The sequence below is a fragment of the Cryobacterium sp. MDB2-A-1 genome (assembly GCF_004402675.1).
Taxonomy (GTDB): domain Bacteria; phylum Actinomycetota; class Actinomycetes; order Actinomycetales; family Microbacteriaceae; genus Cryobacterium; species Cryobacterium glucosi.
Map to the genome: position 1 here is coordinate 1 of NZ_SOFK01000016.1, position 23,069 is coordinate 23,069.

General features: G+C 68.8%; 22 protein-coding genes. 7 read left to right on the plus strand and 15 right to left on the minus strand.

The genetic code is table 11. From position 1 onward, the window contains the following. The 9 genes from E3O39_RS03355 to E3O39_RS03395 form a co-directional block, all read right to left on the minus strand. Window positions 1-887, minus strand: an 887-nt coding sequence (locus E3O39_RS03355; protein WP_174774834.1) for a translation initiation factor IF-2 N-terminal domain-containing protein, incomplete at its 3' end; no start/stop codon positions are given. A gap of 76 nt (window positions 888-963) precedes the next feature. Further along, window positions 964-1,221, minus strand: a complete 258-nt coding sequence (locus E3O39_RS03360) for a YlxR family protein (RefSeq protein WP_134445863.1) — start codon at window positions 1,219-1,221, stop codon at window positions 964-966. A gap of 8 nt (window positions 1,222-1,229) precedes the next feature. Then, the gene (nusA, locus tag E3O39_RS03365) at window positions 1,230-2,240 is read right to left on the minus strand and encodes a transcription termination factor NusA (RefSeq protein ID WP_134445864.1); all 1,011 of its coding nucleotides are present in this window, start codon (window positions 2,238-2,240) and stop codon (window positions 1,230-1,232) included. Between the two features lie 135 nt (window positions 2,241-2,375). Further along, window positions 2,376-4,139 carry a proline--tRNA ligase gene (locus E3O39_RS03370; RefSeq protein WP_134445865.1) on the minus strand — a complete coding sequence of 588 codons (1,764 nt, stop codon included), beginning with the start codon at window positions 4,137-4,139 and terminating at the stop codon, window positions 2,376-2,378. Between the two features lie 128 nt (window positions 4,140-4,267). Beyond that, window positions 4,268-5,425 (minus strand): flavodoxin-dependent (E)-4-hydroxy-3-methylbut-2-enyl-diphosphate synthase, encoded by a 1,158-nt coding sequence (ispG, locus tag E3O39_RS03375; protein ID WP_174774622.1) that lies wholly within the window; start codon window positions 5,423-5,425, stop codon window positions 4,268-4,270. 163 nt (window positions 5,426-5,588) lie between these two features. After that, window positions 5,589-5,957: an SHOCT domain-containing protein gene (locus tag E3O39_RS03380; protein ID WP_241975396.1), complete on the minus strand. Its 369-nt coding sequence runs from the start codon at window positions 5,955-5,957 to the stop codon at window positions 5,589-5,591. Between the two features lie 132 nt (window positions 5,958-6,089). Further along, entirely contained in the window at window positions 6,090-6,749 is a 660-nt protein-coding gene (locus tag E3O39_RS03385; protein WP_134445866.1) for a response regulator transcription factor, read from the minus strand. After that, complete coding sequence (locus E3O39_RS03390; protein ID WP_198413364.1) at window positions 6,746-8,017, minus strand: sensor histidine kinase; 1,272 nt, start codon at window positions 8,015-8,017, stop codon at window positions 6,746-6,748. Before E3O39_RS03390 ends, E3O39_RS03385 begins: the two co-directional genes overlap by 4 nt. A gap of 151 nt (window positions 8,018-8,168) precedes the next feature. Continuing rightward, window positions 8,169-9,578, minus strand: a complete 1,410-nt coding sequence (locus tag E3O39_RS03395) for an RIP metalloprotease (RefSeq protein WP_198413365.1) — start codon at window positions 9,576-9,578, stop codon at window positions 8,169-8,171. 85 nt (window positions 9,579-9,663) lie between these two features. Between E3O39_RS03395 and E3O39_RS03400 the strand changes: the two genes are divergently transcribed. From E3O39_RS03400 to E3O39_RS03410, 3 genes are read left to right on the plus strand one after another with little or no spacing between them, the layout of a single operon-like run. Next, a complete protein-coding gene (locus tag E3O39_RS03400) occupies window positions 9,664-11,070 on the plus strand; it encodes a serine/threonine-protein kinase (protein WP_134445867.1) in 1,407 nt (468 codons plus the stop codon). Next, window positions 11,067-11,540, plus strand: a complete 474-nt coding sequence (locus E3O39_RS03405) for a hypothetical protein (protein WP_134445868.1) — start codon at window positions 11,067-11,069, stop codon at window positions 11,538-11,540. Before E3O39_RS03400 ends, E3O39_RS03405 begins: the two co-directional genes overlap by 4 nt. 25 nt (window positions 11,541-11,565) lie before the next feature. Next, window positions 11,566-12,480 carry an NAD-dependent epimerase/dehydratase family protein gene (locus tag E3O39_RS03410; RefSeq protein WP_134445869.1) on the plus strand — a complete coding sequence of 305 codons (915 nt, stop codon included), beginning with the start codon at window positions 11,566-11,568 and terminating at the stop codon, window positions 12,478-12,480. Between the two features lie 17 nt (window positions 12,481-12,497). Here the strand turns inward: E3O39_RS03410 and dxr are convergent, their stop codons facing one another. Then, on the minus strand, window positions 12,498-13,586 hold the full coding sequence (dxr, locus tag E3O39_RS03415; RefSeq protein WP_134445870.1) for a 1-deoxy-D-xylulose-5-phosphate reductoisomerase: 1,089 nt from the start codon (window positions 13,584-13,586) through the stop codon (window positions 12,498-12,500). A 52-nt stretch (window positions 13,587-13,638) separates the two neighbouring features. On the opposite strand from dxr, the gene E3O39_RS03420 reads away from it, so the two are divergent. Continuing rightward, complete coding sequence (locus E3O39_RS03420; RefSeq protein ID WP_370294610.1) at window positions 13,639-14,445, plus strand: lysophospholipid acyltransferase family protein; 807 nt, start codon at window positions 13,639-13,641, stop codon at window positions 14,443-14,445. Window positions 14,446-14,509: 64 nt separating this feature from the next. Further along, window positions 14,510-15,847, plus strand: a complete 1,338-nt coding sequence (locus E3O39_RS03425) for an aminotransferase class III-fold pyridoxal phosphate-dependent enzyme (protein WP_134445871.1) — start codon at window positions 14,510-14,512, stop codon at window positions 15,845-15,847. Between the two features lie 26 nt (window positions 15,848-15,873). Here E3O39_RS03425 and E3O39_RS03430 read toward each other — a convergent pair whose 3' ends face one another. Then, window positions 15,874-16,347 (minus strand): OsmC family protein, encoded by a 474-nt coding sequence (locus tag E3O39_RS03430; RefSeq protein WP_134445872.1) that lies wholly within the window; start codon window positions 16,345-16,347, stop codon window positions 15,874-15,876. A 62-nt stretch (window positions 16,348-16,409) separates the two neighbouring features. Here E3O39_RS03430 and gabT point away from each other — a divergent pair, with 62 nt between their 5' ends. Both gabT and E3O39_RS03440 read left to right on the plus strand, forming a co-directional pair. Beyond that, window positions 16,410-17,780: a 4-aminobutyrate--2-oxoglutarate transaminase gene (gene gabT, locus E3O39_RS03435; RefSeq protein WP_134445873.1), complete on the plus strand. Its 1,371-nt coding sequence runs from the start codon at window positions 16,410-16,412 to the stop codon at window positions 17,778-17,780. Beyond that, window positions 17,780-18,814 carry an asparaginase gene (locus E3O39_RS03440; protein WP_241975397.1) on the plus strand — a complete coding sequence of 345 codons (1,035 nt, stop codon included), beginning with the start codon at window positions 17,780-17,782 and terminating at the stop codon, window positions 18,812-18,814. The genes gabT and E3O39_RS03440 overlap by 1 nt, the downstream gene beginning before the upstream one ends. A gap of 11 nt (window positions 18,815-18,825) precedes the next feature. Here E3O39_RS03440 and E3O39_RS03445 read toward each other — a convergent pair whose 3' ends face one another. From E3O39_RS03445 to E3O39_RS03460, 4 genes are read right to left on the minus strand one after another with little or no spacing between them, the layout of a single operon-like run. After that, the gene (locus E3O39_RS03445; protein WP_174774623.1) at window positions 18,826-19,632 is read right to left on the minus strand and encodes an ABC transporter permease; all 807 of its coding nucleotides are present in this window, start codon (window positions 19,630-19,632) and stop codon (window positions 18,826-18,828) included. Then, the gene (locus E3O39_RS03450) at window positions 19,629-20,543 is read right to left on the minus strand and encodes an ABC transporter permease (RefSeq protein ID WP_134445874.1); all 915 of its coding nucleotides are present in this window, start codon (window positions 20,541-20,543) and stop codon (window positions 19,629-19,631) included. Before E3O39_RS03450 ends, E3O39_RS03445 begins: the two co-directional genes overlap by 4 nt. Next, window positions 20,543-21,748 (minus strand): ABC transporter ATP-binding protein, encoded by a 1,206-nt coding sequence (locus tag E3O39_RS03455; RefSeq protein ID WP_134445875.1) that lies wholly within the window; start codon window positions 21,746-21,748, stop codon window positions 20,543-20,545. The genes E3O39_RS03450 and E3O39_RS03455 overlap by 1 nt, the downstream gene beginning before the upstream one ends. A 1-nt stretch (window position 21,749) precedes the next feature. After that, window positions 21,750-22,961, minus strand: coding sequence for a PotD/PotF family extracellular solute-binding protein (locus E3O39_RS03460; RefSeq protein ID WP_134445876.1), 1,212 nt, complete (start codon window positions 22,959-22,961; stop codon window positions 21,750-21,752). Between the last annotated feature and the right edge of the window lie 108 nt (window positions 22,962-23,069).

Below are 23,069 nucleotides of genomic sequence, written 5' to 3' on the forward strand. Positions count from 1 at the left end.
GGCGGGCCGAAGCCGGGGGCACCGGCGGGCGCGCCACCGGGGCGCTGGAAGGCGGGACGTGCTCCGCCGGCTCCGGCGCCGCCCGGACGCTGGAACGCGCCGGGACGCTGGCCGAAACCGGTCGGGCGCGGAGCCTGGCCGGGTCCGCCCGGACGCGGTGCGCCGGGGCGGGGTGCGGCGGGACGGGGGATGTTGCTCGGGGCCGTCGAGGACGGCGGGCGCTGGCCCATGCCCTGTGCGCTCGCGAACGGGTTGTTGCCCGGACGCGGCGTGGGGGTCTTGCCCATGCCCTGGTTGCTGGCGAAGGGGTTGTTGCCCGGACGTGCCGACGGCGGGCGCGGAACGCTCGCGCCGGGCTTGGCGCCCGTGGACGGACCACGGTCGGACTTGGCCGCCGGGGTGGCCGTCTTCGGGGCGGTCGGGTCTGCTGCGGCAGCCTGTTCGGCAGCCTTCTCGATGCTCGCGGACTTCTCAGCGGCTGCGGCCTTTTCGACGGCGACCGTCTGGCGCTCTGCGACGGTGAGGGGCGCGACGGGATGCGGTGCGGCATCCGCTGCGGGGGCTTCGACGGGCGCGGCAGGAGCCGCACTCGGGCGTGCACCCGGCTTGACCGCGAGGCGGGCCGGTGAGGGCCGCGCGCCGGGCTTGACGCCTGTGGGGGTACCCGGCGTTGCGCCGGCACCCGGGGTGGTTGACGGGGCGGTGGTTCCGGCGCCGGAAGCGGCGTCGGCCAGCAGAGCCGCTCGCAGACGACGGGCTACCGGGGGTTCAACACTGCTGGACGGGCCCTTGACGAACTCGCCCATCTCTTTCAGTTTCGCAAGGGCTACCTTGCTGTCGACATTGAGCTCGCTAGCGATCTCATGTACGCGTGGTTTCGCAGCCACAATTCTCCAATTCCGGGTCTGCACCCGGAAAGGGGCAGACCGTTAGTAACGGACGGGTCTCATTTCGAGCCGCTCATTAGTTGTCCATTAGCCAGTTCAGCCTGTTCTCTAGTTGTTTCGCGTCCAGAGGACTGGTCACGCGAAGGGCACGCCCGAAAGCGCGTCGCCGCAGTGCGTCTTGGAAGCATTCGATGCTGGGATGCAGCCACGCGCCTCGACCGGGCAGAGTGGCGGTTTGATCCACCACGAGTTCCGAGTCTCGGGCTACGAACCTCTGTAAAGAGGCACGCGGAGCGCGCGAACGGCATCCAATGCACGTTCTAACGGGTTCCATCGTACCCCCTATTCCGTGTCCTCCAGGATGCTGTCCGGCTGGATGTCGATTTTGGCACCCGTCAGCTTGGCGGCCAGACGGGCATTCTGGCCCTCCTTGCCGATCGCGAGCGAGAGCTGGTAGTCGGGAACGAGGGCGCGAACGGCCTTGATCGACTGGTCGATCACGTAGGCGCTCGTCACCTTAGCCGGCGACAGGGCGCTCGCGACGAACGTCGCGAGGTCCGGCGAGTAGTCGACGATGTCGATCTTCTCGTTGTTGAGCTCAGCCGTCACGGCCCGGACGCGCTGGCCCAGTTCGCCGATGCAGGCGCCCTTGGCGTTGACGCCGGGCTCGGTCGCGCGCACGGCCATCTTGGTGCGGTGGCCGGCCTCGCGGGCGAGGGAAACGATCTCGACGACACCGCTCGCGATCTCGGGGACCTCGAGGGCGAACAGGCGCCGGACGAGGGACGGGTGGGTGCGCGACACGGTGATCTGCGGCCCCTTGAGGCCCTTGCCGACGGCCGTGACGTAGACCCGGATCCGGGCTCCGTGCACGTAGGTCTCGCCGGGGACCTGTTCTTCCGGCGGAAGGATCGCTTCGATCGTGCCGAGGTCGACGTGGATCATCCGCGGGTTCGGGCCCTGCTGGATGACGCCGGCGACGATCTCGCCCTCGCGTCCCTTGAATTCTCCGAGCACCGCGTCATCGGCCAGGTCGCGGAGACGCTGGTTGATGACCTGCTTCGCGGCGAAGGCCGCGATCCGGCCGAAGTCGGTCGGGTTGTTGATCGCTTCGCCGATGACGTTGCCGTCGTCGTCGAGCTCTGGTACAAAAATGTCGACATGGCCGGACTTGCGGTCGAGGACGACACGCGCTTCCGGCTCTTCTTCGACGGCCTGCTTCGTTGTCTCACCCTGGTGGGTGTGCTTGACGTATGCCGTCAAGATCGCCTGCTCGATGATCTGCACGAGTTCCTCGAAGGGAATCTCTTTCTCGCGCTCCAACTGCCGCAACACGCTGAGGTCGATGTCCATGGCCGGCCTCCTCTATTCAGATTCTGCCGCCGCGAAACTGCGCAGCGGGCTGGTATCTACGGTACCCGACGGAACAGGCGCCCGTCACCCCGAAGGGGACGGGCGCCTGTTCCAGACGGACTTTCTGGGCGGTTCTCAGGCGAAGTGCGCCCCGAGGTTGTCCACAGCGCACTGGATGCGCTCTCCCGAGCTGCGGTCCCAGAGCTCGACGATGCCGTCGACGGCTCCGCGTCCGACGATCACGATCTGCGGGACCCCGATCAGTTCGGCGTCGCCGAACTTGACGCCGGGCGAGACCTTGCGGCGGTCGTCGTAAATGACCTCCCGCCCGGTCGCCTCGAGGGTCGCGGCCACCGCGGCCGCGGTCTCGAAGACGATCTCGTCGCGCCCTGCCGCGATCACGTGCACGTCGAACGGGGCGACCGACACCGGCCAGATCAGGCCCTTCGGATCGTTGTTGAGCTCCGCGAGGAGCGCGAGGATGCGGGTGACCCCGATCCCGTACGAGCCCATCGTGACCGTGACGAGCTTTCCGTTCTCGTCGAGAACCTTGAGTCCGAGCGCTTCGGCGTACTTCCGGCCGAGCTGGAAGACGTGGCCGATCTCGACGCCGCGGGCGAGCTCGACAGGGCCGGAGCCGTCGGGCGCCGGGTCGCCGGCGCGAACGTTCGCGACCTCCGCGGTTCCGTCGGCGGCGAAGTCGCGCCCGGCGACGAGGCCGAAGACGTGGCGACCGTTCTCGTTCGCTCCGGTGATCCACGCGGTGCCGTCGACGACGCGGGGGTCGACGAGATAACGGATGCCGGTGGCCGATTTCTCGCCGAGCACGGCACCGGCCAGGGCCCACGGTCCGATGTAGCCCGTGACGAGACCCGGGTGCTTGGCGAGGTCGCCTGCGTTCGCCGCTTCGACCTCTGCGGGGGCGAAGGCGACCTCGGCGCGCTTGAGGTCGACGTCGCGGTCGCCCGGAACGCCGACGATGACGAGGTCGCGGGTGCCGTCGAGGTTGGTCAGGGCGAGCACGATGTTCTTGAGGGTGTCCGCTGCGGTCCACTCCCTGCCGTCGGTGCGCGGGTGGTTCGCGTTCGCGCTGTCGACGAGGGTCTGGATGGTCGGGGTGTCCGGGGTGTCGTGCACCTCGGCGGCCGGAAGCGCCGTCCAGTCGATGACGGGAGGGACCAGGGTCGTGAATGCCTCGACGTTGGCGGCGTACCCGCCCGCCGAACGCACGAAGGTGTCTTCGCCGATGGGGGTGGGGTGCAGGAACTCTTCGCTCCGGGATCCGCCCATCGCACCGGCATCCGCCTTGACGATGACGTACTCGAGGCCGAGACGGGTGAAGATGCGCTCGTAGGCGTCGCGCTGGGCCTGGTAGCTCAGGTCGAGGCCGGCGTCGGTGTAATCGAAGGAGTACGCGTCCTTCATCGTGAACTCGCGGCCGCGGAGGAGGCCGGCGCGGGGACGGGCCTCGTCGCGGTACTTGTCCTGGATCTGGTAGATCGACAGGGGCAGGTCCTTGTAGCTGTTGTAGAGGTCCTTGACGAGCAGCGTGAAGACCTCCTCGTGGGTCGGCGCGAGCAGGAGGTCGCTGCCCTTGCGGTCCTGGAGGCGGAAGAGGCCCTCGCCGTACTCGTCCCAGCGGCCGGTGACCTCGTAGGGTTCGCGCGGGAGCAGGGCGGGGAAGTGCACCTCGAAGGCACCGGCCTCGGCCATCTCCTCGCGGACGATGGTCTCGATCTTGTTCTTGACGCGGAGGCCGATCGGGAGCCAGGCGAAGATGCCGGGGGCCTGGCGGCGGATGTAACCGGCCCGGACGAGGAGTCGGTGACTGGTGACCTCGGCATCCGAGGGGTCTTCGCGAAGGGTACGGAGGAAATAAGACGACAGACGTGTAGGCACCCCCCTACTTTACGGCGCGCGCCGGACACGACTGTTGCCGTTGCGGACAACCGTGGCCGGCAGAGCAGGCTCAGTTGTCCGCAACGGCAACAGTTTCCGCGGGAATGCGGCGGTTGCGGCGGGTCGCGCTACCGCGAGATGGTGACCACGGGGGCGCCGAGGGAGTCCTCGGACGGCGGCATCTCTGCGGCGAGGCGGTTGGCCTCCTCGATCAGGGTCGCGACGATCTCGGACTCCGGCACGGTCTTGATGACCTCGCCGCGCACGAAGATCTGGCCCTTGCCGTTGCCGGATGCGACGCCGAGGTCGGCGTCGCGGGCCTCGCCCGGTCCGTTGACGACGCAGCCCATCACGGCGACGCGCAAAGGAACGGTCATGCCCTCGAGGCCGTCGGTGACGTCGTTCGCGAGCTTGTAGACATCCACCTGGGCGCGGCCGCAACTCGGGCAGGAGACGATCTCGAGCTTGCGTTCGCGGAGGTTGAGCGACTGGAGGATCTGCAGGCCGACCTTGACCTCTTCGGCGGGAGGGGCGCTGAGCGACACGCGGATGGTGTCGCCGATGCCCTCGCCGAGCAGGATGCCGAAGGCCGTCGCGCTCTTGATGGTGCCCTGGAAGGAGGGGCCGGCCTCGGTGACACCCAGGTGCAGGGGCCAGTCGCCGCGCTCGGCGAGGAGGCGGTACGCCTTGACCATGATCACGGGGTCGTTGTGCTTGACCGAGATCTTGAAGTCGTGGAAGTCGTGTTCCTCGAAGAGGCTCGCCTCCCAGACGGCGCTCTCGACGAGCGCCTCGGGGGTGGCCTTGCCGTACTTCTGCATGATGCTCGGCTCGAGGGAGCCCGCGTTGACGCCGATCCGGATCGAGACGCCGGCGGCCTTGGCCGCCGCCGCGATCTTGCCGACCTGGTCGTCGAACTTGCGAATGTTGCCCGGGTTGACCCGCACGCCGGCGCAGCCCGCGTCGATCGCCGCGAACACGTAACTCGGCTGGAAGTGGATGTCCGCGATCACGGGGATCTGGCTCTTCTTCGCGATGATCGGCAGGGCCTCTGCGTCGTCACGGCTCGGGACGGCGACACGCACGATATCGCATCCGCTCGCCGTGAGTTCGGCGATCTGCTGCAGGGTGCCGTTGATGTTGGTGGTCGGGGTCGTCGTCATCGACTGGACGCTCACACGGGCGTCACCGCCGACGAGGACCTTGCCGACCTTGATCTGCCGGCTCTTGCGCCGGGGAGCGAGGATTTCAGGTACTTTGGGCATTCCCAAATTGATTGCAGCCACGCGAATATCTTAGGTGCCCTGACTGGGCGGATGCCCGGCCCAGGCGATTTCCGCACCGGGCCGGCCGTTGCGCGCCGGCTCCGCCGCTACGCGACAGGCGTGCCTGCAGCAAAGCGGCGCGAGTGGCGCGCTCGCCCGGAGGAGCCGGGAACCGGTCGCGCCGCTACTGGGGCGGGAGTGGGGCGCCGGGAGTGGGGTCCGCGCGGTTGGCGCGGAGCACCTCGAGGCGGGCCCGATACTCGACCTCGTCGATGTCGCCCTGGGCGAAGCGCTCGGCGAGGGTCTTCTCGGCGCTGCGGGTGCCGTCGGCCTGCCCGGCCTGGGCCGCCTGCCACGCCTGCCAGCCGGGGTGGCCGGAGAATCCGGGTCCGCCGTGACGACGCCAGCGCCTGCCGAGGATCGCGAACAGGGCGACCACGAGGAGCAGGCCGAAGAAGGGGATCAGGAAGAACAACCAGACCGGCCCGCCGCCCCAGCCGGGGCCGTAGCCCATATGGGTGGCGAACCCGGTGAGAACCGCTGTCGAAAGCATGGTGAGTCCAATCTGTGTGAGGACCCCCTGCGGGGCCTCGGTGGGGAAGAACCGATGATCCGATTCTTTCCGGCCCCGCTCGCCGGGGCATCGGCCCGGAGGAGGCACTTGGACTACTCCCCGGGGTGCAGGTCACCAGCCGTCGCTGACGAGGCCCGTCTCGTAGGCAAGGATCACGAGTTGCACACGGTCGCGCGCGGCGAGCTTCGACATGATCCGCGACACGTGCGTCTTCGCGGTGAGCGGGCTCAGGAACAGCCGAACGCCGATTTCGGTGTTCGTGAGCCCCCGGCCGACGAGCGCGAGCACCTCGCGCTCCCGGTCCGTGAGCACGGCCAGCGCCGCCGGATCGCTCGGGCGCCGCAGCCCGGTCTCGAGCCGGGTGAGCAGTCGCCGGGTCACGCCGGGCGAAAGCAGCGCGTCCCCCGCCGCCGCGACGCGCACGGCCCGGATCAGTTCGGTCGGTTCGGTGTCCTTGACGAGGAAGCCGCTCGCGCCCGCCCGGATCGCCTGGACGACGTACTCGTCAAGCTCGAAGGTCGTCACGATCACGATGTGCGTTCCCCCGAGCTCGGGGTTGCCGACGATCTGCTCTGTCGCCCAGAGGCCGTCGCCGCCGGGCATCCGGACGTCCATCAGCACGACGTCTGGCCGGAGCCGGGTGACCTGCTCGACGGCTTCCGTCCCCGTCGCGGCGTCTGCGACGACCTCGAGATCCGGTTCGGACTCGAGCAGCGAACGGAAGCCGGCCCGGATCAGCTGCTGGTCGTCTGCGATCACGACGCGGATCACCGGCTCCTCCGCAGGGGCAGGCGCGCCTCGACGAGGAACCCGCCCGGCGAGGGTCGTTCGACCCGCAGGCTCCCGCCGAGGAGTTCCGCACGTTCGCGCATACCGAGCAGGCCGCCGCCGGGAACGATGGCCGGGTCGAGCGGCTCTGTCGAGCCCTCGTCGGTCACGGTGAGCACGGCGTCACCGTCGTCGAGCTCGAGCCGGACGGTCGCGGAGAGCGTCTGCGAGTGCCGCAGCACGTTGGTGAGTGCCTCCTGGCAGATCCGGTAGAGCGCGAGCTGGGTGGCGGCGGTCGTGGCCTCCGTCACGGGCGCCAGTTGCCCGACCAGCCAGACGTGCAGCCCCTGGGCGCTGTACGAGTCGATCAGGGCGGGAAGCCGGGACAGGTCGGGCTCGGGGGTGAGCGGCACGGCTCCCCCGGCACGCTCACCGGTCTCCCCCTCGGCGTCCGCGCGCAGGATGCCGAGCACCGTGCGCACCTCGTCGAGCGCGTTCTTGCTCGTGAGCTTGATGTTCGCGAGGGCCTCTGCCGCCTTGGCGGGCTGGCTGTCGATGAGGTGCAGCCCGACTCCGGCCTGCACGTTGATCAGGGACAGCGAATGTGCGAGCACGTCGTGGAGTTCGCGCGCGATGCGCACCCGCTCGCGCTGTTCCGCGGACTGGCGGCGGGCATCCGCTCGGCGGCGCAGCTCGCGCATCTGCTCGCGCCGGGTGCGTACCGTCTCTCCGATCGCGCAGAGCACGGCGAGGGCGACGGTCGTGAGCGCGACACGGGCGGGCTGAAGCGGCACTCCGAGCGTCCCGGCGAGCGCGATCGTCGCCGTCCAGGCCAGGGCGACGGATGCGTAGACCCAGACCCGCGCGCCGCGCGCGATCCCGAGCACGATCGCGAAACCCAGGGCGACGTAGGGCAGGCCGACGTCCGGGCGGAGCAGGATGAGCGCGCCGGCCGCCGCAGCGCACACGGCTGCGACAGGGCCAGGGAAACGGCGTGCGCCGAGGAGGGCGATCGGGCCGATCAGGGCGAGGGCGACCGCGAGGAACCAGCCGGGCCGGGGCGCGCCGAGCTCACCACCGAGGTCGTGGCCGGCATGGCCGAAGTCGCGGCCGTAGCGGGCGAGCAGCACGGTGGCGGGCACCTGGACCAGGAACGAGAAGATCGCGGGGAAGAGCACGCGGCCCGCGCGGGGCATCCGGCTGCCTGGGCCGCCGGGAAGAGAGCGCTCATGGTCGAACCACGGCGCGTCGGTATCCCAGTGTGGCGGCATATTCCGATGCTACGTGCCGGAACGACCCGCGGCATCCGCCCCCGGGAGTACGTGCCCGTGCGCGTTCAGGCCCTGGGCGGCCCCTGTGTGTGACCGTTCCGGTCGGGAGTGACCCGCGGAAAGGTCACTCTCGACCGGAAAGGTGCCGGGCTCAGCCGAAGAGGTTGATCGGCTTGACGATGTCGGCGTAGATGAGCAGGAGGCTCATGCCGCCGAGCAGGATGACGACCGCGAAGGTGAGCGGCATCAGCCTGGCCATGTCGACGGGGCCGGGATCCTTGCGCTTGAAGAGCTTCGCGACCCGGCGGCGCAGGCCCTCCCAGAGTGCGCCGGCGACGTGGCCTCCGTCGAGCGGCATCAGCGGGATCAGGTTGAACACGAAGAGGGCAACGTTGAGGGAGGCGAGCAGGCCGATCAGGCTCGCGGCCTTGCTCTCGACGGGGATGGTGTTGATGCTCGCGATCTCGCCGGCGACGCGGCCGACCCCGACGACGCTGATCGGACCGTTCGGGTCGCGCTCGCCGGGACCGAACGCGGCGTTGACGATGTCGACCATCCGCTGCGGGAGGTTCAGGATCATGTGCACGACGGCGCCGACGTTGTCGCCGACGGCGGGCAGCACGGCCGTGGCGGGCTGCTGGACGAGTTCGCCTGCCGGGCCGATGCCGACGAAGCCGACTTCCTGCGTGATGGCCTTACCGTCGGCATCCGTGGTGACCTTCCCCGCGGCGTCGAGAACGTACCGTTCGGTCAGTTTGGGGGTGATCGTGAGAGTCACGTCGGTTCCGGCGCGGTCGACGACGACGGCGAGCGGGGTGCCGGGCGAGCTGCGGATGATCCCGGTCGACTGGTCCCAGCTCGTGATCGCGGTGCCACCGATGCTCACGAGGCGATCGCCGGGCTGCAGGCCCGCCGCCGCGCCCTGGGACTTCTCGTCGGTCGCGGCACAGGTCGTCTGGGTGCTCGTCGCGGGGAGCACGCACGCGGACACACTGCCGACCGTTGTGCTCGCCTGCGCGGTGCCGAAGCCCATCAGGAGGACCGCGAAGAGCACGACCGCGATCAGCAGGTTCATGGTGGGCCCGCCGAGCATGATGATGATGCGCTTCCACACCGCCAGGCGGTAGAAGGCGCGGTGTTCCTCGCCGGCGCCGATCGTGTCGGCGCTCGACTGCCGGGCATCTTCGACAAGGCTCGTCAGGGCCCCCGGCTTCTTTGCGCTCGGGTCCTGGGCTGTCGGGTCCTGGGCAGGAGCGCCTTCCTGCACAAGCTGGTTGAAGAAGCCCGTGCTGTTCGGGTGCGGCTTCTCCCCGGGTTTCGCGGGCGGGAACATGCCGATCATCGAGATATAGCCACCGAGGGGAATGGCCTTCACGCCGTATTCCGTCTCGCCCTTGCGGCGCGACCAGAGCGTGGGGCCGAAGCCGATCATGTACTGGGTGACCTTGACGCCGAACGCCTTCGCCGGCAGCAGGTGGCCGATTTCGTGCAGGCCGATGGACAGGGCGAGTCCGACGACGACGATCACGACGCCCAATATGTACAGCAGCACGGTTTCCACAGTCGTAGATTACCCACCCGAAGCTGACAGGCCGCTGGCGGTTCGCTATGCGGGGTGTGGTTTGCTTGGGGGGTACCGAACCCGAATGGAGTTTCCCCTGCCTTCGCTTTCCTCCGGCGGTCCCCGCCCCGTTGACGGCCTCATCGGCGTCAGCCTCGCTGACCGCTTCCGGATCGACCGCCTGATCGGCGTCGGCGGGATGGCCGTCGTCTATGAGGCGACCGACCTCGCCCTCGGACGCACCGTCGCGGTCAAGCTCTTCCGGCTCGACACGACGGACGACGCGGGTTCGGAACGGCAGAGCGGCGAAGTCGCCGTGCTGGCGAGCCTCAACCACTTCGCCCTCGTCACGCTCTTCGACGCAGGCACCGCGGTCGTCGACGGGACCGCGCGCACCTTCATCGTGATGGAGCTCGTCGACGGAACCGACCTCCGAACGAGGATCGCCGCCGGCCCGATGCCGCGCTCGGAGGTCGCAACGCTCGGCGCAGACCTCGCCGAAGCGCTGCACTACGTGCACGAACGCGGGATCATCCACCGCGACATCAAGCCGGCGAACGTGCTGCTCGCCGCCTCCGGGTTCCCCGGACGCGCGTCGCACGCCAAGCTCGCCGACTTCGGCATCGCCCGCCTCGTCGACGCGACCCGCCTCACGGCGACCGGCACCTTCCTCGGCACGGCCGGCTATCTCAGCCCCGAACAGGCGCTCGGCACGACGATCGGAGCGCCGAGCGACGTCTACTCGCTCGGTCTCGTGCTGCTCGAATGCCTCACCGGCGAGCGGGCATACCCGGGAACGGCGATCGAGTCCGCGATGGCGCGGTTGCAGCGCGACCCGGAGATCTCCCCGACCTTCGGTCGGGCCTGGGCAGACGTGCTCGGCGGCATGACCCGCCGCGAACCGGACGAGCGGCTCAGACCGGCGGATGCCGCGGTGCGGCTGCGACTGCTGGCGCAGTCCGAGGCGGCGGCGGAAACCATCGCGGGAACGACGGAGGCGACAGTGTCACCCGATGCCGGCGCGACGACGGAGGCGTACACCCCGGCGAGCGTCCTCCCGGCGGCGGATGCCCCGACGCAGGCGCTGGACCCGACGGCGGCCTATGCGGCGACACGCGCCTTCGCGCCGGCGGATACCCCGACCCGGGTCCTTCCCGGCGAGTCCACCGTCTTCGCCAGTGCCGGGTTCACTGCCGAGACGGTTTCCTTCGGTGCTGGGGAGCCACGACAGGCGGCCGGGGCGCCGGCCGCATCCGCTCGCCCACCCCGGTCGACGGCCTGGCCTCGCGTGCTCACAGGCAGGACCGGTCTCGCCGTGCTCGCCGTCGCTGCGGTCGCCCTGATCACGATCGTCGTGCTCGGCTTCACGCTGCGCCCCGCTGCGCAGGCGGATGCCCCGGCCGGTCCGTCCACGAGCACCACGGCATACCCCGACGTCGCCGGAACCCTCGGCGACCACCTGCGACAGCTCCAGGAAAGCGTGGCACCGTGAGCATCGGCATGCGCACCAGGACCGGCACCGGCGCCAACGGCATCCGCGGCCGCCTCGTCGCGCTCGTGGGCGGCGCACTGCTCGTGGCCGCCGCCCTCACGGGGTGCGCCTCCGACAGCTCCCCCGTTCAGCCGTCGACGGCGACCCAGTTGCAGTCCGGCGTGCTCTCGGTGACGGAGGCCGCTGCGGCAGGCGACTACCCGGGCGCCTCTGCCGCCCTCGACGCCGTGCAGGCCGACCTGCTCACGGCGGCCGCGACCGGCCAGGTCACGGGGACCCGCGCGACAGAGATCCAGGCTGCGATCGACAGTGTGACCGCAGACCTCGCCGCGCTCGAGGAGGCGGCCAGGCTCAGTTCCGCTCCTCCGTCCGCCGTCCCGGTCCCGGCTCCTTCCGTTGACAGCGGCAACGACAAGGGCAACGGTAAGAAGGACAAGTGCAATCCGAAAAAGGACAACTGCGACGGGTGACCCTCGTCATGGGCCGGAAGGACATATGACTCACCATCTTGTAGTCGGGGCCGGCCTGATCGGCCGTCCCGTCGCCGAACGGCTCGCGGCGCGCGGGGACACCGTCACGATCGCGACGCGCTCAGGCTCAGCAGCGGCCGGCGCGACCCCGCTGGTACTCGACGCGAGCGACCCGGACGCTTTCTCCGCCGCGGCGGCAGGGGCCTCGACGATCTTCCTCTGCACGAACCCGCCATACACGGACTGGGCCGCGCAGTGGCCGCCGATCATCGGCGCGGCGATCACAGCCGCCGCGGCGAGTGGCGCCTCCCTCGTTGTGATGGGGAACCTCTACCCCTACGGCACACCGCGCGGCGCGATGACCGAGCACACGCCGGAGACTACGACCGAGCGCAAGGGCCTGGTTCGCAGGGAGGGGTGGCGCCGGGTGCGTGCGGCGCACGAGGCCGGGCAGATCCGGGCGGTCGAGGTGCGCGCGAGCGACTACTTCGGGCCGGGAGCGACCGGTACCGCGCACCTCGGCACGGACTTCTTCACCGCGATCCTGGCTTCGAAGACCGCGCGCGTCGTGGGCAGGCCCGAGCTCCCGCACAGCTGGAGCTACCTGCCCGACATCGTTTCGACCCTGATCGCCGCCGCGGACTACGCCGGGGACTGGGGCCGGATCTGGCACGTGCCGAGTGCGTCGGCCAGCCGCGTGGAGATCGCGGCCGAGCTGAACGAACGCTACGACTGCGCGGGCTCGGTCTCCGGCTACCCACAGTGGGTGCTGCGCAGCATCGGCCTGGCCAACCCCCTGATGCGTGAGGTCTACGCCTCGAGCTACCAGTTCACGTCGCCGTTCATCATCGACTCTGCGGAGACCGAACGCGAGCTCGGCGTCGTCGCCACCCCGTGGCTCGACGCGCTCACCACGACGGCGGACAGCTACCGCGCCTGACCCCGGGCCGCCGGGGGTTATGCAGATCGGGCGAGGAGCTTGTCTGCGGCGGCGCGCGCCCAGGTCTCTGCTGCCGCGAGGGACTCCCGGGTGAGCGGGCCGTCCTGCTCGTGGGTCTCGACGACCCGCTGGATGGTGTCCACGATGTCGAGGAATCCGATCCTGCCGGCGTGGAACGCGGCGACGGCCTGCTCATTGGCCGCGTTGAACACGGCCGGGTATGTGCCACCGGCACGGCCGACCTGCTTCGCGAGCGCGACGGCCGGGAACGCAACGGTGTCGAGCGGTTCGAAGGTCCAGGTCTGCGGCTTCGTCCAATCGAGGGGAACACCGACGGCGGCGACCCGGTTCGGCCAGTCGAGGCCGAGCGAGATCGGCAGGCGCATGTCGGGCGGCGAGGCCTGGGCGATCGTCGAGCCGTCGATGAACTCGACCATCGAGTGCACGATCGACTGCGGGTGCACGGCGACGTCAATGTCTTCGTAGGCGACATCGAAAAGCAGGTGAGCCTCGATGATCTCGAGGCCCTTGTTCACGAGGGTCGACGAGTTCGTCGTGACGACGAGCCCCATGTCCCAGGTCGGGTGCGCGAGCGCCTGGGCGGGGGTGACGGCCCGCATCTCCTCGCGGGTGCGGCCCCGGAACGGGCCACCTGATGCCGTCAGCACGAGCCGGGACACCTCACGTGCCGTCCCCGAGCGCAACGCCTGCGCGATCGCGGAATGCTCAGAGTCGACCGGCACGATCTGCCCGGGTGCGGCGAGCGCCGTGACGAGGTCGCCGCCCACGATGAGGGATTCCTTGTTCGCGAGGGCGAGGGTGCGCCCGGCCCTGAGCGCCGCGAGGGTCGGACCGAGCCCCACGGAGCCCGTGATGCCGTTGAGCACGACGTCGGCGTCGACATCCGTCACGAGCTGTTCGGATTCGTCGGCGCCGAGCGCGGTGTCGTCGACCTGGAATTCCTCGGCCTGTTGCGCGAGCATCTCCCGGTTGGCGCCTGCCGAGAGTCCGACCACTTCGAACCGGGTGGGATTCGCCCGGATCACATCGAGGGCCTGGGTTCCGATCGAGCCGGTGGACCCGAGAATTACTACTCGTCTGCGCATTCCCTCATGCTAGCTTTCGTGGTACCGGGTGTCACGGCGGTAGGGTCGAGCAGTGACCGGAGCCAAGGACGAACCCCAGGAACCCCTTATCCAGGAGCCCGACGAGGTCGCGGAGACCGCCTCGGATCTCCCCAGGACCCGTCGTCCCGGATTCGTCTACTACCTGAGTTACGGCGTCATGGCGCCGATCGCCCGGATCATCTTCCGGCCCGTCATCACGGGGACCGAGAACATCCCCCGCTCCGGCCGGGTCATCATCGCGAGCAACCACCTCTCCTTCATCGACAGCATGGTCATCCCGCTCGTGACGCCGCGTCGGGTGCAGTACCTTGCGAAGTCGACGTACTTCACCGGGACGGGAATCAAGGGCTATCTCACCCGAACCTGGTTCGAGTCAATCGGTGCTGTCGGGATCGAACGCGGCGCGGGCCAGGCCGCACAGGACGCGCTCGACGCGGGCCGCAGCATCCTCGAGTCGGACAGCGCCTTCGCCATCTACCCAGAGGGCACCCGCTCCCTCGACGGACGGCTCTACAAGGGGCGCACCGGCGTCGCCTGGCTCGCCCTCACGACGGGTGCCGTCGTCGTGCCGGTCGGCCTGATCGGCACCCAGGAGATCCAGCCCGTCGGCACCAGGATCCCGCGGGTGCGGAAGATCACCGTGAACTTCGGCGAACCGATCGACGTGAGCCGCCACGGGCCCGCGACCTCAGGCCGGGCCAGGCGCCAGGCCACCGACGAGATCATGGCCGCGATCCACCAGCTCTCCGGCCAGGAGCTCGCCGGGCGGTACAACGAATCACCCCGCCCCGGGCTGCACGGGCTCGCAGACAAGGTCTTCCCGCGAGAACGCGTCTAGCCGGGTTCAGCAGCTACCGGCGCGCGGAAACACCGGGGAAATCGCCGCAAACTAAGCTGGACCCATGTCTGCTTCGTACTCGGTCCCCCAAAAACGTAAACTCGTCACCGCCCTGCCGGGCCCCAAGTCCATTGAACTGCAGGAACGCCGGGTCAACTCGGTGTCCCGCGGAGCCGGCACGCTCGTCAACATCTACATGGACCACGGAGCCGGCGCGATCCTCGTCGACGTCGACGGCAACCAGATCATCGACATGGGCTGCGGCATCGGAGTCACCACGATCGGGCACGCGAACGCCGAGGTCGCGGAGGCCGCTGCCGCGCAGGCCGCGAAGCTGACCCACACCCTCTTCACCGTCACGCCGTACGAGAACTACGTCGCCGTCGCCGAGAAGCTCGCCGAGATCACCCCCGGTGACTTCCCGAAGAAGTCGATCCTGGTCAACACCGGTGCCGAGGCCGTCGAGAACGCGGTCAAGATCGCCCGCAAGTTCACCGGGCGCCGCGCCATCGTCGCGCTCGACCATGCCTTCCACGGCCGCACCAACCTGACCATGACGATGACGTACCGGCCCTGGCCGGAACGCGCCGGCATGGGCCCGTTCCCCGGCGAGATCTACAGCGTCCCGACGAGCTACCCGTACCGCGACGGCCTGACCGGCGAGGAAGCCGCCGAGAAGACGATCGACTACATCACGACCCACATCGGCGCCACCGAGATCGCGGCGTTCTTCGTCGAGCCGATCCAGGGCGATGGCGGCATCGTCATCCCCGCCCCCGGCTACTTCAAGCGGATCAGCGAGTTCTGCACCGAGAACGGCATCGTCTTCGTCTCCGACGAGATCCAGGCCGGCATCGCCCGCACCGGCGTCTGGTACGCGATCGAGCACCACGGCGTCGTCCCTGACCTCGTCACCACGGCAAAGGGCATCGCGGGCGGCTTCCCGCTCGCCGCCGTCACCGGTCGCGCCGACATCATGGATGCCGTCCAGCCCGGCGGCATCGGCGGAACCTTCGGCGGCAACCCGGTTTCGACCGCGGCAGCGCTCAAGGTGCTCGAGATCATCGAACGCGACGACCTGCTCGGCGAAGCCAGGCGCGTCGAGAAGGCCCTCTGGGCCCGCATCGGCGACTGGGCCGAGAAGTTCTCCGTCGTCGGCGAGGTACGCGGCAAGGGCGCCATGTTCGGCGTCGAGCTGGTGCACCCCGGAACGACCACGCCGTACCCCGAGGCGCTCACCGCGATCCTCAAGCACGCGACCTCGCACGGCGTGATCGTGCTCGATGCCGGCAGCTGGGACTCCGTGCTGCGGATCATGCCCTCCGTCGTCATCTCCGAGGAACTCATCGACGACGCGGCATCCGTCATCGAGGAAACCCTCCGCGCCCTCTCCGGCGTGTGAACCTCGCCCGTTCCCTGGCCCGAGGGTCAGGGAACGGCGACGGTTTCGGGTTCGTGGCGCACCGGGAAGTTCACGGAAGCTGCGATGAAGCACTCCCGGGCCGCCTCGGCGTGCAGCGAGTGCGCGAGCTCCACCTGGCCGGGATCGGCCACGGTGACCCGCGGACGCAGCATAGCCTCGGTGAAGTGACCGCCGCCATCCCTCGTCTGTACCATCGTGCCGGTCGCGTCGTCGGTGTAGCCGACCACGACGACACCGTTCCGCGCGGCCACGTGCAGGTAGGACAGCATGTGGCACTGGCTCAGGGCCGCGAGCAGTAGTTCCTCGGGGTTCCAGCGGTCGGCATCACCGTGGAACGTTCGGTCAGACGACCCCTCGAGCGGATGCTTGCCCTCCGCCGAAACCACATGGTCGCGACCGTACGCCCGGTAGTCGCTCGTTCCCGTTCCGCGGTTGCCCGTCCAGGCCACCCGCACGTCGTAGTGGTGCTCGATTTTCATTCCCCGATTCTCTCAGGGCGCTACCCCAACCGGGAAACGACACTGGGTAAACTGGACGCATCATGACTGACACGCTGACGCCCTCGACCCCCACGTCCACTGCTCCCTCGGTCACGCAGGAGCGACGCATCGTCACGGCCGTCCCGGGCCCACGTTCGGTCGAACTGCAGAAGCGCCGCCTCGCGACGGTGTCCGGCGGCGTCGGCTCCGCTCTCCCGGTGTACATCGTGAAGGCCCACGGTGCCATCGTCGTCGACGTCGACGGCAACCAGTTCATCGACCTCGGCGCCGGCATCGGCGTCACGACGATCGGCCACACCGAGGCGAGCGTCGTCGCCGCCGCGGTCGGGCAGGCAGAGGACTTCATCCACACCCTCTTCACGGTCACGCCGTACGAGGAATACGTGCGCGTCTGCGAGCTCCTCGCCGAGCACACCCCTGGTGATTTCGCCAAGAAGTCGGTGCTGATCAACTCGGGTGCAGAAGCCGTGGAGAACGGCGTGAAGATCGCCCGCAAGTTCACCGGCCGCCGGGCCGTCGCCGTGCTCGACCACGCGTACCACGGCCGCACCGTGCTCACGATGGCGATGAACTACAAGGCCATGCCGTATGCGACCGGCTACGGCCCGCTCGCGAGCGACGTCTACCACGTGCCGAGCTCCTACCCCTATCACGACGGCCTCAGCGGGGCGGATGCCGCGGCACGCACGATCGCCTACCTCGACAAGGTCATCGGCGCGTCCGACCTGGCCTGCCTCGTGGTCGAACCGATCCAGGGCGAAGGCGGCTTCATGGTCGCCGCAGAGGGGTACTTCACCGCCCTGCAGGAGTGGTGCACCGCCAACGGCGTCGTCATGATCGCCGACGAGATCCAGAGCGGCATGGCCCGCACCGGCGCCTACTACGCGAACGAGCACTTCGGCTGGGTCCCCGACCTCGTGCTGACGGCCAAGGGCATCGCCGGCGGCTTCCCCCTCGCGGCGGTCACGGGACGCGCCGAGATCATGGACGCTTCCCAGACCGGTGGCCTCGGCGGCACCTTCGGCGGCAACCCGGTCTCCTGCGCAGCCGCGATCGCCGTCTTCGAGGCCATCGAGAAGAACAACCTCCTCGCGGAGGGACAGCGGATCGAGAAGACCCTTCGTGCGGGCCTCGGGAAGCTGAAGGACAAGTACGACATCATCGGGGACATCCGTGGTCGTGGCGCGATGATCGCGATCGAGCTCGTGCAGCCGGGCACCGGGGCGACGACCAAGGTCGCCAACGCCGCCGCGGTCAACTCGATCGCCGCATACGCCGCCCAGCACGGCGTTCTGCTGCTGACAGCGGGCACCTACGGCAACGTGCTCCGCTTCCTGCCGAGCCTTGCCGTCACCGACGTCCTGCTCCTCGATGCCCTCTCGGTCATCGACGACGCGATCGCCGCGCTCTAGTGTCGTTCGCGGACACAATCGGGCACACCCAGCTCCCGCACCCCGTGCAGACCTTCGCCGTGACGGATGCCGTCGAACTCGCCGTCGTCGAACGCAGCGGCTTCGTCGAATCGAGGCATGCCGGTTCCGCCGTCGTGCTCACGGCTGAGGGCGCTGTGCTCCGCTCCCTCGGCGACGTGACGAGTCCGGTCTTCCCGCGCTCGTCGATGAAGCCGTTCCAGGCCGTCGCCGTGATGGCGAGCGGCGTCACCCTGCGCGGCGAGGACGCCGCGATCGCGACGGCGAGCCACACCGGCACCCAGCGGCACGCCGACCTCGTGCGCGGCCTGCTCTCCCGGGCCGGAATCCCGGAGACCGCGCTCGCGTGCCCGCCGGCCTGGCCGATCGACCACGCCACCCGCGACGCGCTCGTGCGCCTCGGCGCCGGCCAGGCCCCCATCTACATGGAGTGCTCGGGCAAGCACGCGGCGATGCTCGTGGCGTGCGTGCAGAACGAGTGGCCGCTGACCGGGTATCTCGAGCCGGAGCATCCGCTGCAGAAACGCATTCTCGATGTCGTCGAACGCTTCACCGGCGAACGCCCGGCCGCCTCGGGTGTCGACGGCTGCGGCGCGCCCGTGCACGCGCTCTCCCTCGCCGGGCTGGCGCGCGGTATCGGCCGGATCGCCTCGTCCAAGTCGAACTCGCCGTTCGCGATCTACCGCGAGGCCGGCTTCCTCTCCGAGGCCGTTCGCCAGAACGGCTGGGTCGTCGCGGGCCCCGGCAAGTCGGACACCCTCGTGATCGATCGGCTCGGCCTGTTCGTGAAGGGCGGCGCTGAAGGCATCATGGTCGCGGCCGCCCCGAACGGAACGACGGTCGCCCTCAAGATCCTGGACGGCAGCCTGCGCGCGGCGACGCTCGTGGCGCTCAACCTGCTCGCCGACGCCGGCGCGATCGCACACACGGATGTCGAGGCGCTGCTCCCCGACCTCGGCCTCGCCGTGTACGGCGGCGGCCACCCGGTCGGGCGCATTCACGCGAGCTACCGCTGACGACTCACCCACTACCCCTGCCGGGCGAGCCGTTTCGCCCGTGCCGCGGAGGACACCTGCGCGGTGACGACGACGACGAGCGCGAAGATGAAGACGGCGGAGGCGATCACGTTCGCCTCGGCCGGGATGCCGCGGGCCGCTGAGATGTAGATGTACTTCGGGAAGGTCGTCACCGCGCCCGAGTTGAAGTTCGTGATGATGAAGTCGTCGAAGCTCAGCGCAAAGGACAGCAGGGCGGCGGCGAGGATGCCGGGGACCAGCAGCGGGAGCGTCACCCTGAGGAAGACCTGGGTCGACGAGCCGTAGAGGTCCCGCCCGGCCTCCTCGAGCGCGGGGTCGAGGCTCGCGACGCGGGCCTTGACGGTCACGACGACGAAGCTGATGCAGAACATCGTGTGCGCGAGGATGATCGTGGTCATGTCCTTGGCGACGCCGAGCGACAGGAACTGCGCGGCCAGTCCCGCGCCGAGCACGACCTCGGGGGTGGCCATCGGCAGGAACAGCAGGAGACTCGTCGCCGAGCGGAACCGGAACCGGTAGCGCACGATGGCGATCGCGATCATGGTGCCCATCACGGTCGCAAGCACGGTCGCGACCGAGCCGATCACGAGGCTGTTTCCGAACGCCTCGCAGACCGCGCCGTTCTGCACGGCGCAGACGTTGAGCCACTTGTCGAAGGTGAACCCGCGCCAGGTGATGTTCGACTTCAGCGAATCGTTGAACGAGAAGACGAACGTGTAGGCGATCGGAACCATCAGGAACAGCAGGGCGAGGGCGGAGTAGACCGGCAGCAGCCATCTGCCGAGGGAGATTTTCACAGCAGTTCCTCCGTGCCCGCGCGCTTGACGTAGATTCCGACGATCACGAGAATCACGCTCATCAGGATGATCGAGAGCGCCGCGGCCGCCGGGTAGTTCAACAGGACCAGGAAGTTGGCCTCGATCACGTTGCCGATCATCTGGCTGTCCGGTCCGCCCAGGAAGTCGCGACTCGCGTTGACATAGTCGCCGGCGGCGGGGATGAAGGTCAGCAGGGTGCCCGCGACGATCCCTGGCATCGACAATGGAATCGTCACCTTGCGGAACACCTCGAACGGGTGCGCGTACAGGTCGCTCGCCGCCTCGAGGTAGCGCAGGTCGAGCCGCTCCAGAGTCGTGTAGAGCGGAAGTGTCATGAACGGGATGAAATTGTAGGTCAACCCGAAGATGACGGCGATCGGGGTCCCGGTGAGGTGGGCATCCGGTGCCAGCAGCGAGACGGCCTTGAGGCTCGTCACGACGAAGGACTCGTCGGAGAGGAGCTGCTTCCAGGCCAGGGTGCGCAGCAGGAAGCTGATGAAGAACGGGGCGATCACGAGCACGAGCATCAGGCTCTGCAGCAGCGGCCAGCGCCGCGCGGTCACACCGATGAAGTACGCGAGCGGGTAGCTGAACAGCAGGGCGAGCACCGTCGCGGCGAGGGCGAAGGCGAAGGACCGCACGATGTGCGGCCAGTAATCGGTGACGACGTCGACGTAGTTCTGCCAGTTGAACGCGTAGGTGTACTGGCCGATGTCCCCGAATTCCGCAGGGGCCTGGAACGAGGTGATCAGGAGCGAGACGAGCGGGGTCAGGAAGAACAGAACGAGATAGAGGATGCCGGGCAACAGCAACAGGATGGCGACCCGGCTGCGTCGCCGCGGGGCCGGGTCTGCCTGCGCAGTCGTGGTGGCGAAGGCCGCGAACGCCACTAGGCCTCCTCGAGCTCCGTGACGAGGGACTCGCGGCGCTGCGCCGCGATGCTCCGGGTGTCGGTGTCCGCGGCGAACCGGGGCCCGGCTCCCGGAACGGGTTCGTCTTCGAGGCCGAAGCCGTGCTCGACGTGCCAGTCGAGCCAGACCTCGTCGCCGACATCCGCCACCGGGCCGAAGGCCATGTTCTGGGCGAAGACGATCAGGGTGCCGATGTACGGCACGGCGACGAGATACTGGGTGCTCACGCCGCTGAATGACACGTCGATCACCCGGCCGGGACCCATGACATTGCGGTCGGCGGCCTCGACGGGCGCCTTGCGATGCAGCCACATCTTCTCCGGCCGGACGCCGATCGTGACCTCGCCGGCGTGGCGGTGCGCCCGGTCGGCGGGGACCAGTACCCGGTGCCCGGCGATGTCGACGGTGATCGAGGTGCTCGTGCTGCCGATGACGGGCCCGGTGAAGAGGTTCGACTGGCCGAGGAAGTTCGCGACGAACGCCGTCTTCGGCAGCTCGTAGAGCAGCTCGGGCGCGCCCATCTGTTCGATCCGGCCCTTGTTCATCACCGCGATGGTGTCGGCCATGGTCATGGCCTCCTCCTGGTCGTGGGTGACATGCAGGAAGGTGAGGCCGACTTCCTCCTGGATGGTTTTGAGTTCGAGCTGCATCTGGCGGCGCAGCTTGAGGTCGAGGGCGCCGAGCGGTTCGTCGAGCAACAGGAGTGCCGGCTTGTTCACGATCGCCCTGGCGAGGGCGACCCGCTGCTGCTGCCCGCCGGACAGCTGCTGTGGCTTGCGCGCGGCGAGGTGGTCGAGCTCGACGAGCCGGAGCGCCTCGTGCGCCTTGCCGACCGGGTCGGCGATCTTCCGGCGGCGGAGTCCGAAGGCGACGTTCTCGAGGACCGTCATGTGCGGGAAGAGCGCATAGCTCTGGAACACCGTGTTGACCGGGCGCTGGAAGGCCTTCTGCTGCGTGACATCCGCCCCGCCGATCAGGATGCTGCCGGCGGTCGGCTCCTCGAGGCCGGCGACGAGCCGGAGCGTCGTGGTCTTGCCACAGCCGGACGGGCCGAGCAGGGCGAAGAAGGAGCCGGCCGGGATCGAGAGATCGAGGTGTTCGATGGCCGTGAAGCCGGGGAAACGCTTCTGGATTCCGACCAGTTCGAGGTCGGCACCCGAATCGGCGAAGGTGCCGGATGCCACCCTAGGCTCCCAGCAGGATCGACTGGAAGTCGGCGCCGTACTTCTGTTCCTCTGTCCCGTCGAGGGTGCGGAACACGTGCGCCTTCGCGAGGGTCGAGGCGTCAGGGAAGATCAGCTGGTTGTTCGCGAGCTCGGGGTCGATCGCCATCGCGGCTTCCTTCGCACCGGCGACGGGGGTGATGTAGTTCACGTACGCGGCGACCTCTGCGGCGACCTCTGGCTCGTAGTAGTAGTTGATCAGCTTTTCGACGTTCTTCTTGCGCGGGGACCCGATCGGAACGATGAAGTTGTCGTTCCAGAGCGTTCCGCCCTTCTCGGGCACGGCGAAGCCCCACTTGTCGCCGTTTTCGGCGTTGAGCTGCACGATGTCGCCCGACCAGACGATGGCGGCGAGGGTGTCCTCGTTGACGAGGTCTTCCTTGTAGGAGTTGCCCTTAATGTTGCGGACCTGGCCGTTGGCGACCTGCTTCTTGAACTCGTCGATCGCGGCGCCGAATTCGGAGTCGCCCCACTTCCCGGAGATATCGACGCCCTGGTCGAGCATGATCAGGCCCATCGTGTCCCGCATCTCGGAGAGGACGCCGATGCGGCCCTTGAGGCTCGGGTCCCACAGCTCGGAGACCGAGGTGAAGCCGTTGGGGAGCTTTTCCTTGTTCCAGGCGATCCCGGCGAAGCCGCCCTGCCACGGCACACTCATCGCGCGACCCGGGTCGAAGTCGACGTCTTTGAGGGACGGGAGCAGGTTGCTCAGGTTGGGGATGTTCGCGTGGTCGAGGCCCTGGGTGTAACCGAAGCGGATCAGCCGGCCCACCATCCAGTCGGTGAGGCACGCGACATCGGCGCCGATGTCTTTGCCGAGGGCGAGCTGGTCCTTGACCTTGCCGTAGTAGGTGTTGTTGTCGTCGACGGCTTCCGTGTACGCGACCTTGATGCCGGTTTCGGCGGTGAACGCCGCGAGCGTGGGGTAGCTGCCGGCGTCGTCTACATCGATGTAGAGCGCCCAGTTGTCCCAGCGGATGGTTTTGTCCGAATCGGAGACGTCGGCGGCCGCGGAGGGCTTGGCTGCTCCACCGGTGGAGCACGCAGCAAGGGCGAGGGCCGCGGCCCCGGCGCCCGCTCCGGCGAGCAGGGTGCGACGACCCAGGGTGGCATGCTGGGCCTGGCGGACGAGCTGGCGGATCATCGGGTCGGCGGGCAACGGCCTCGGCATCATGTCTGGGGTCTCCTTGCGTTTCAGCGAGCGAACACCCACACGACGACGGGTGAGTTGCTAGATACTCGCACAGCGCGGGCCGTTAGTCACGGCTGAGTGACCAAATCA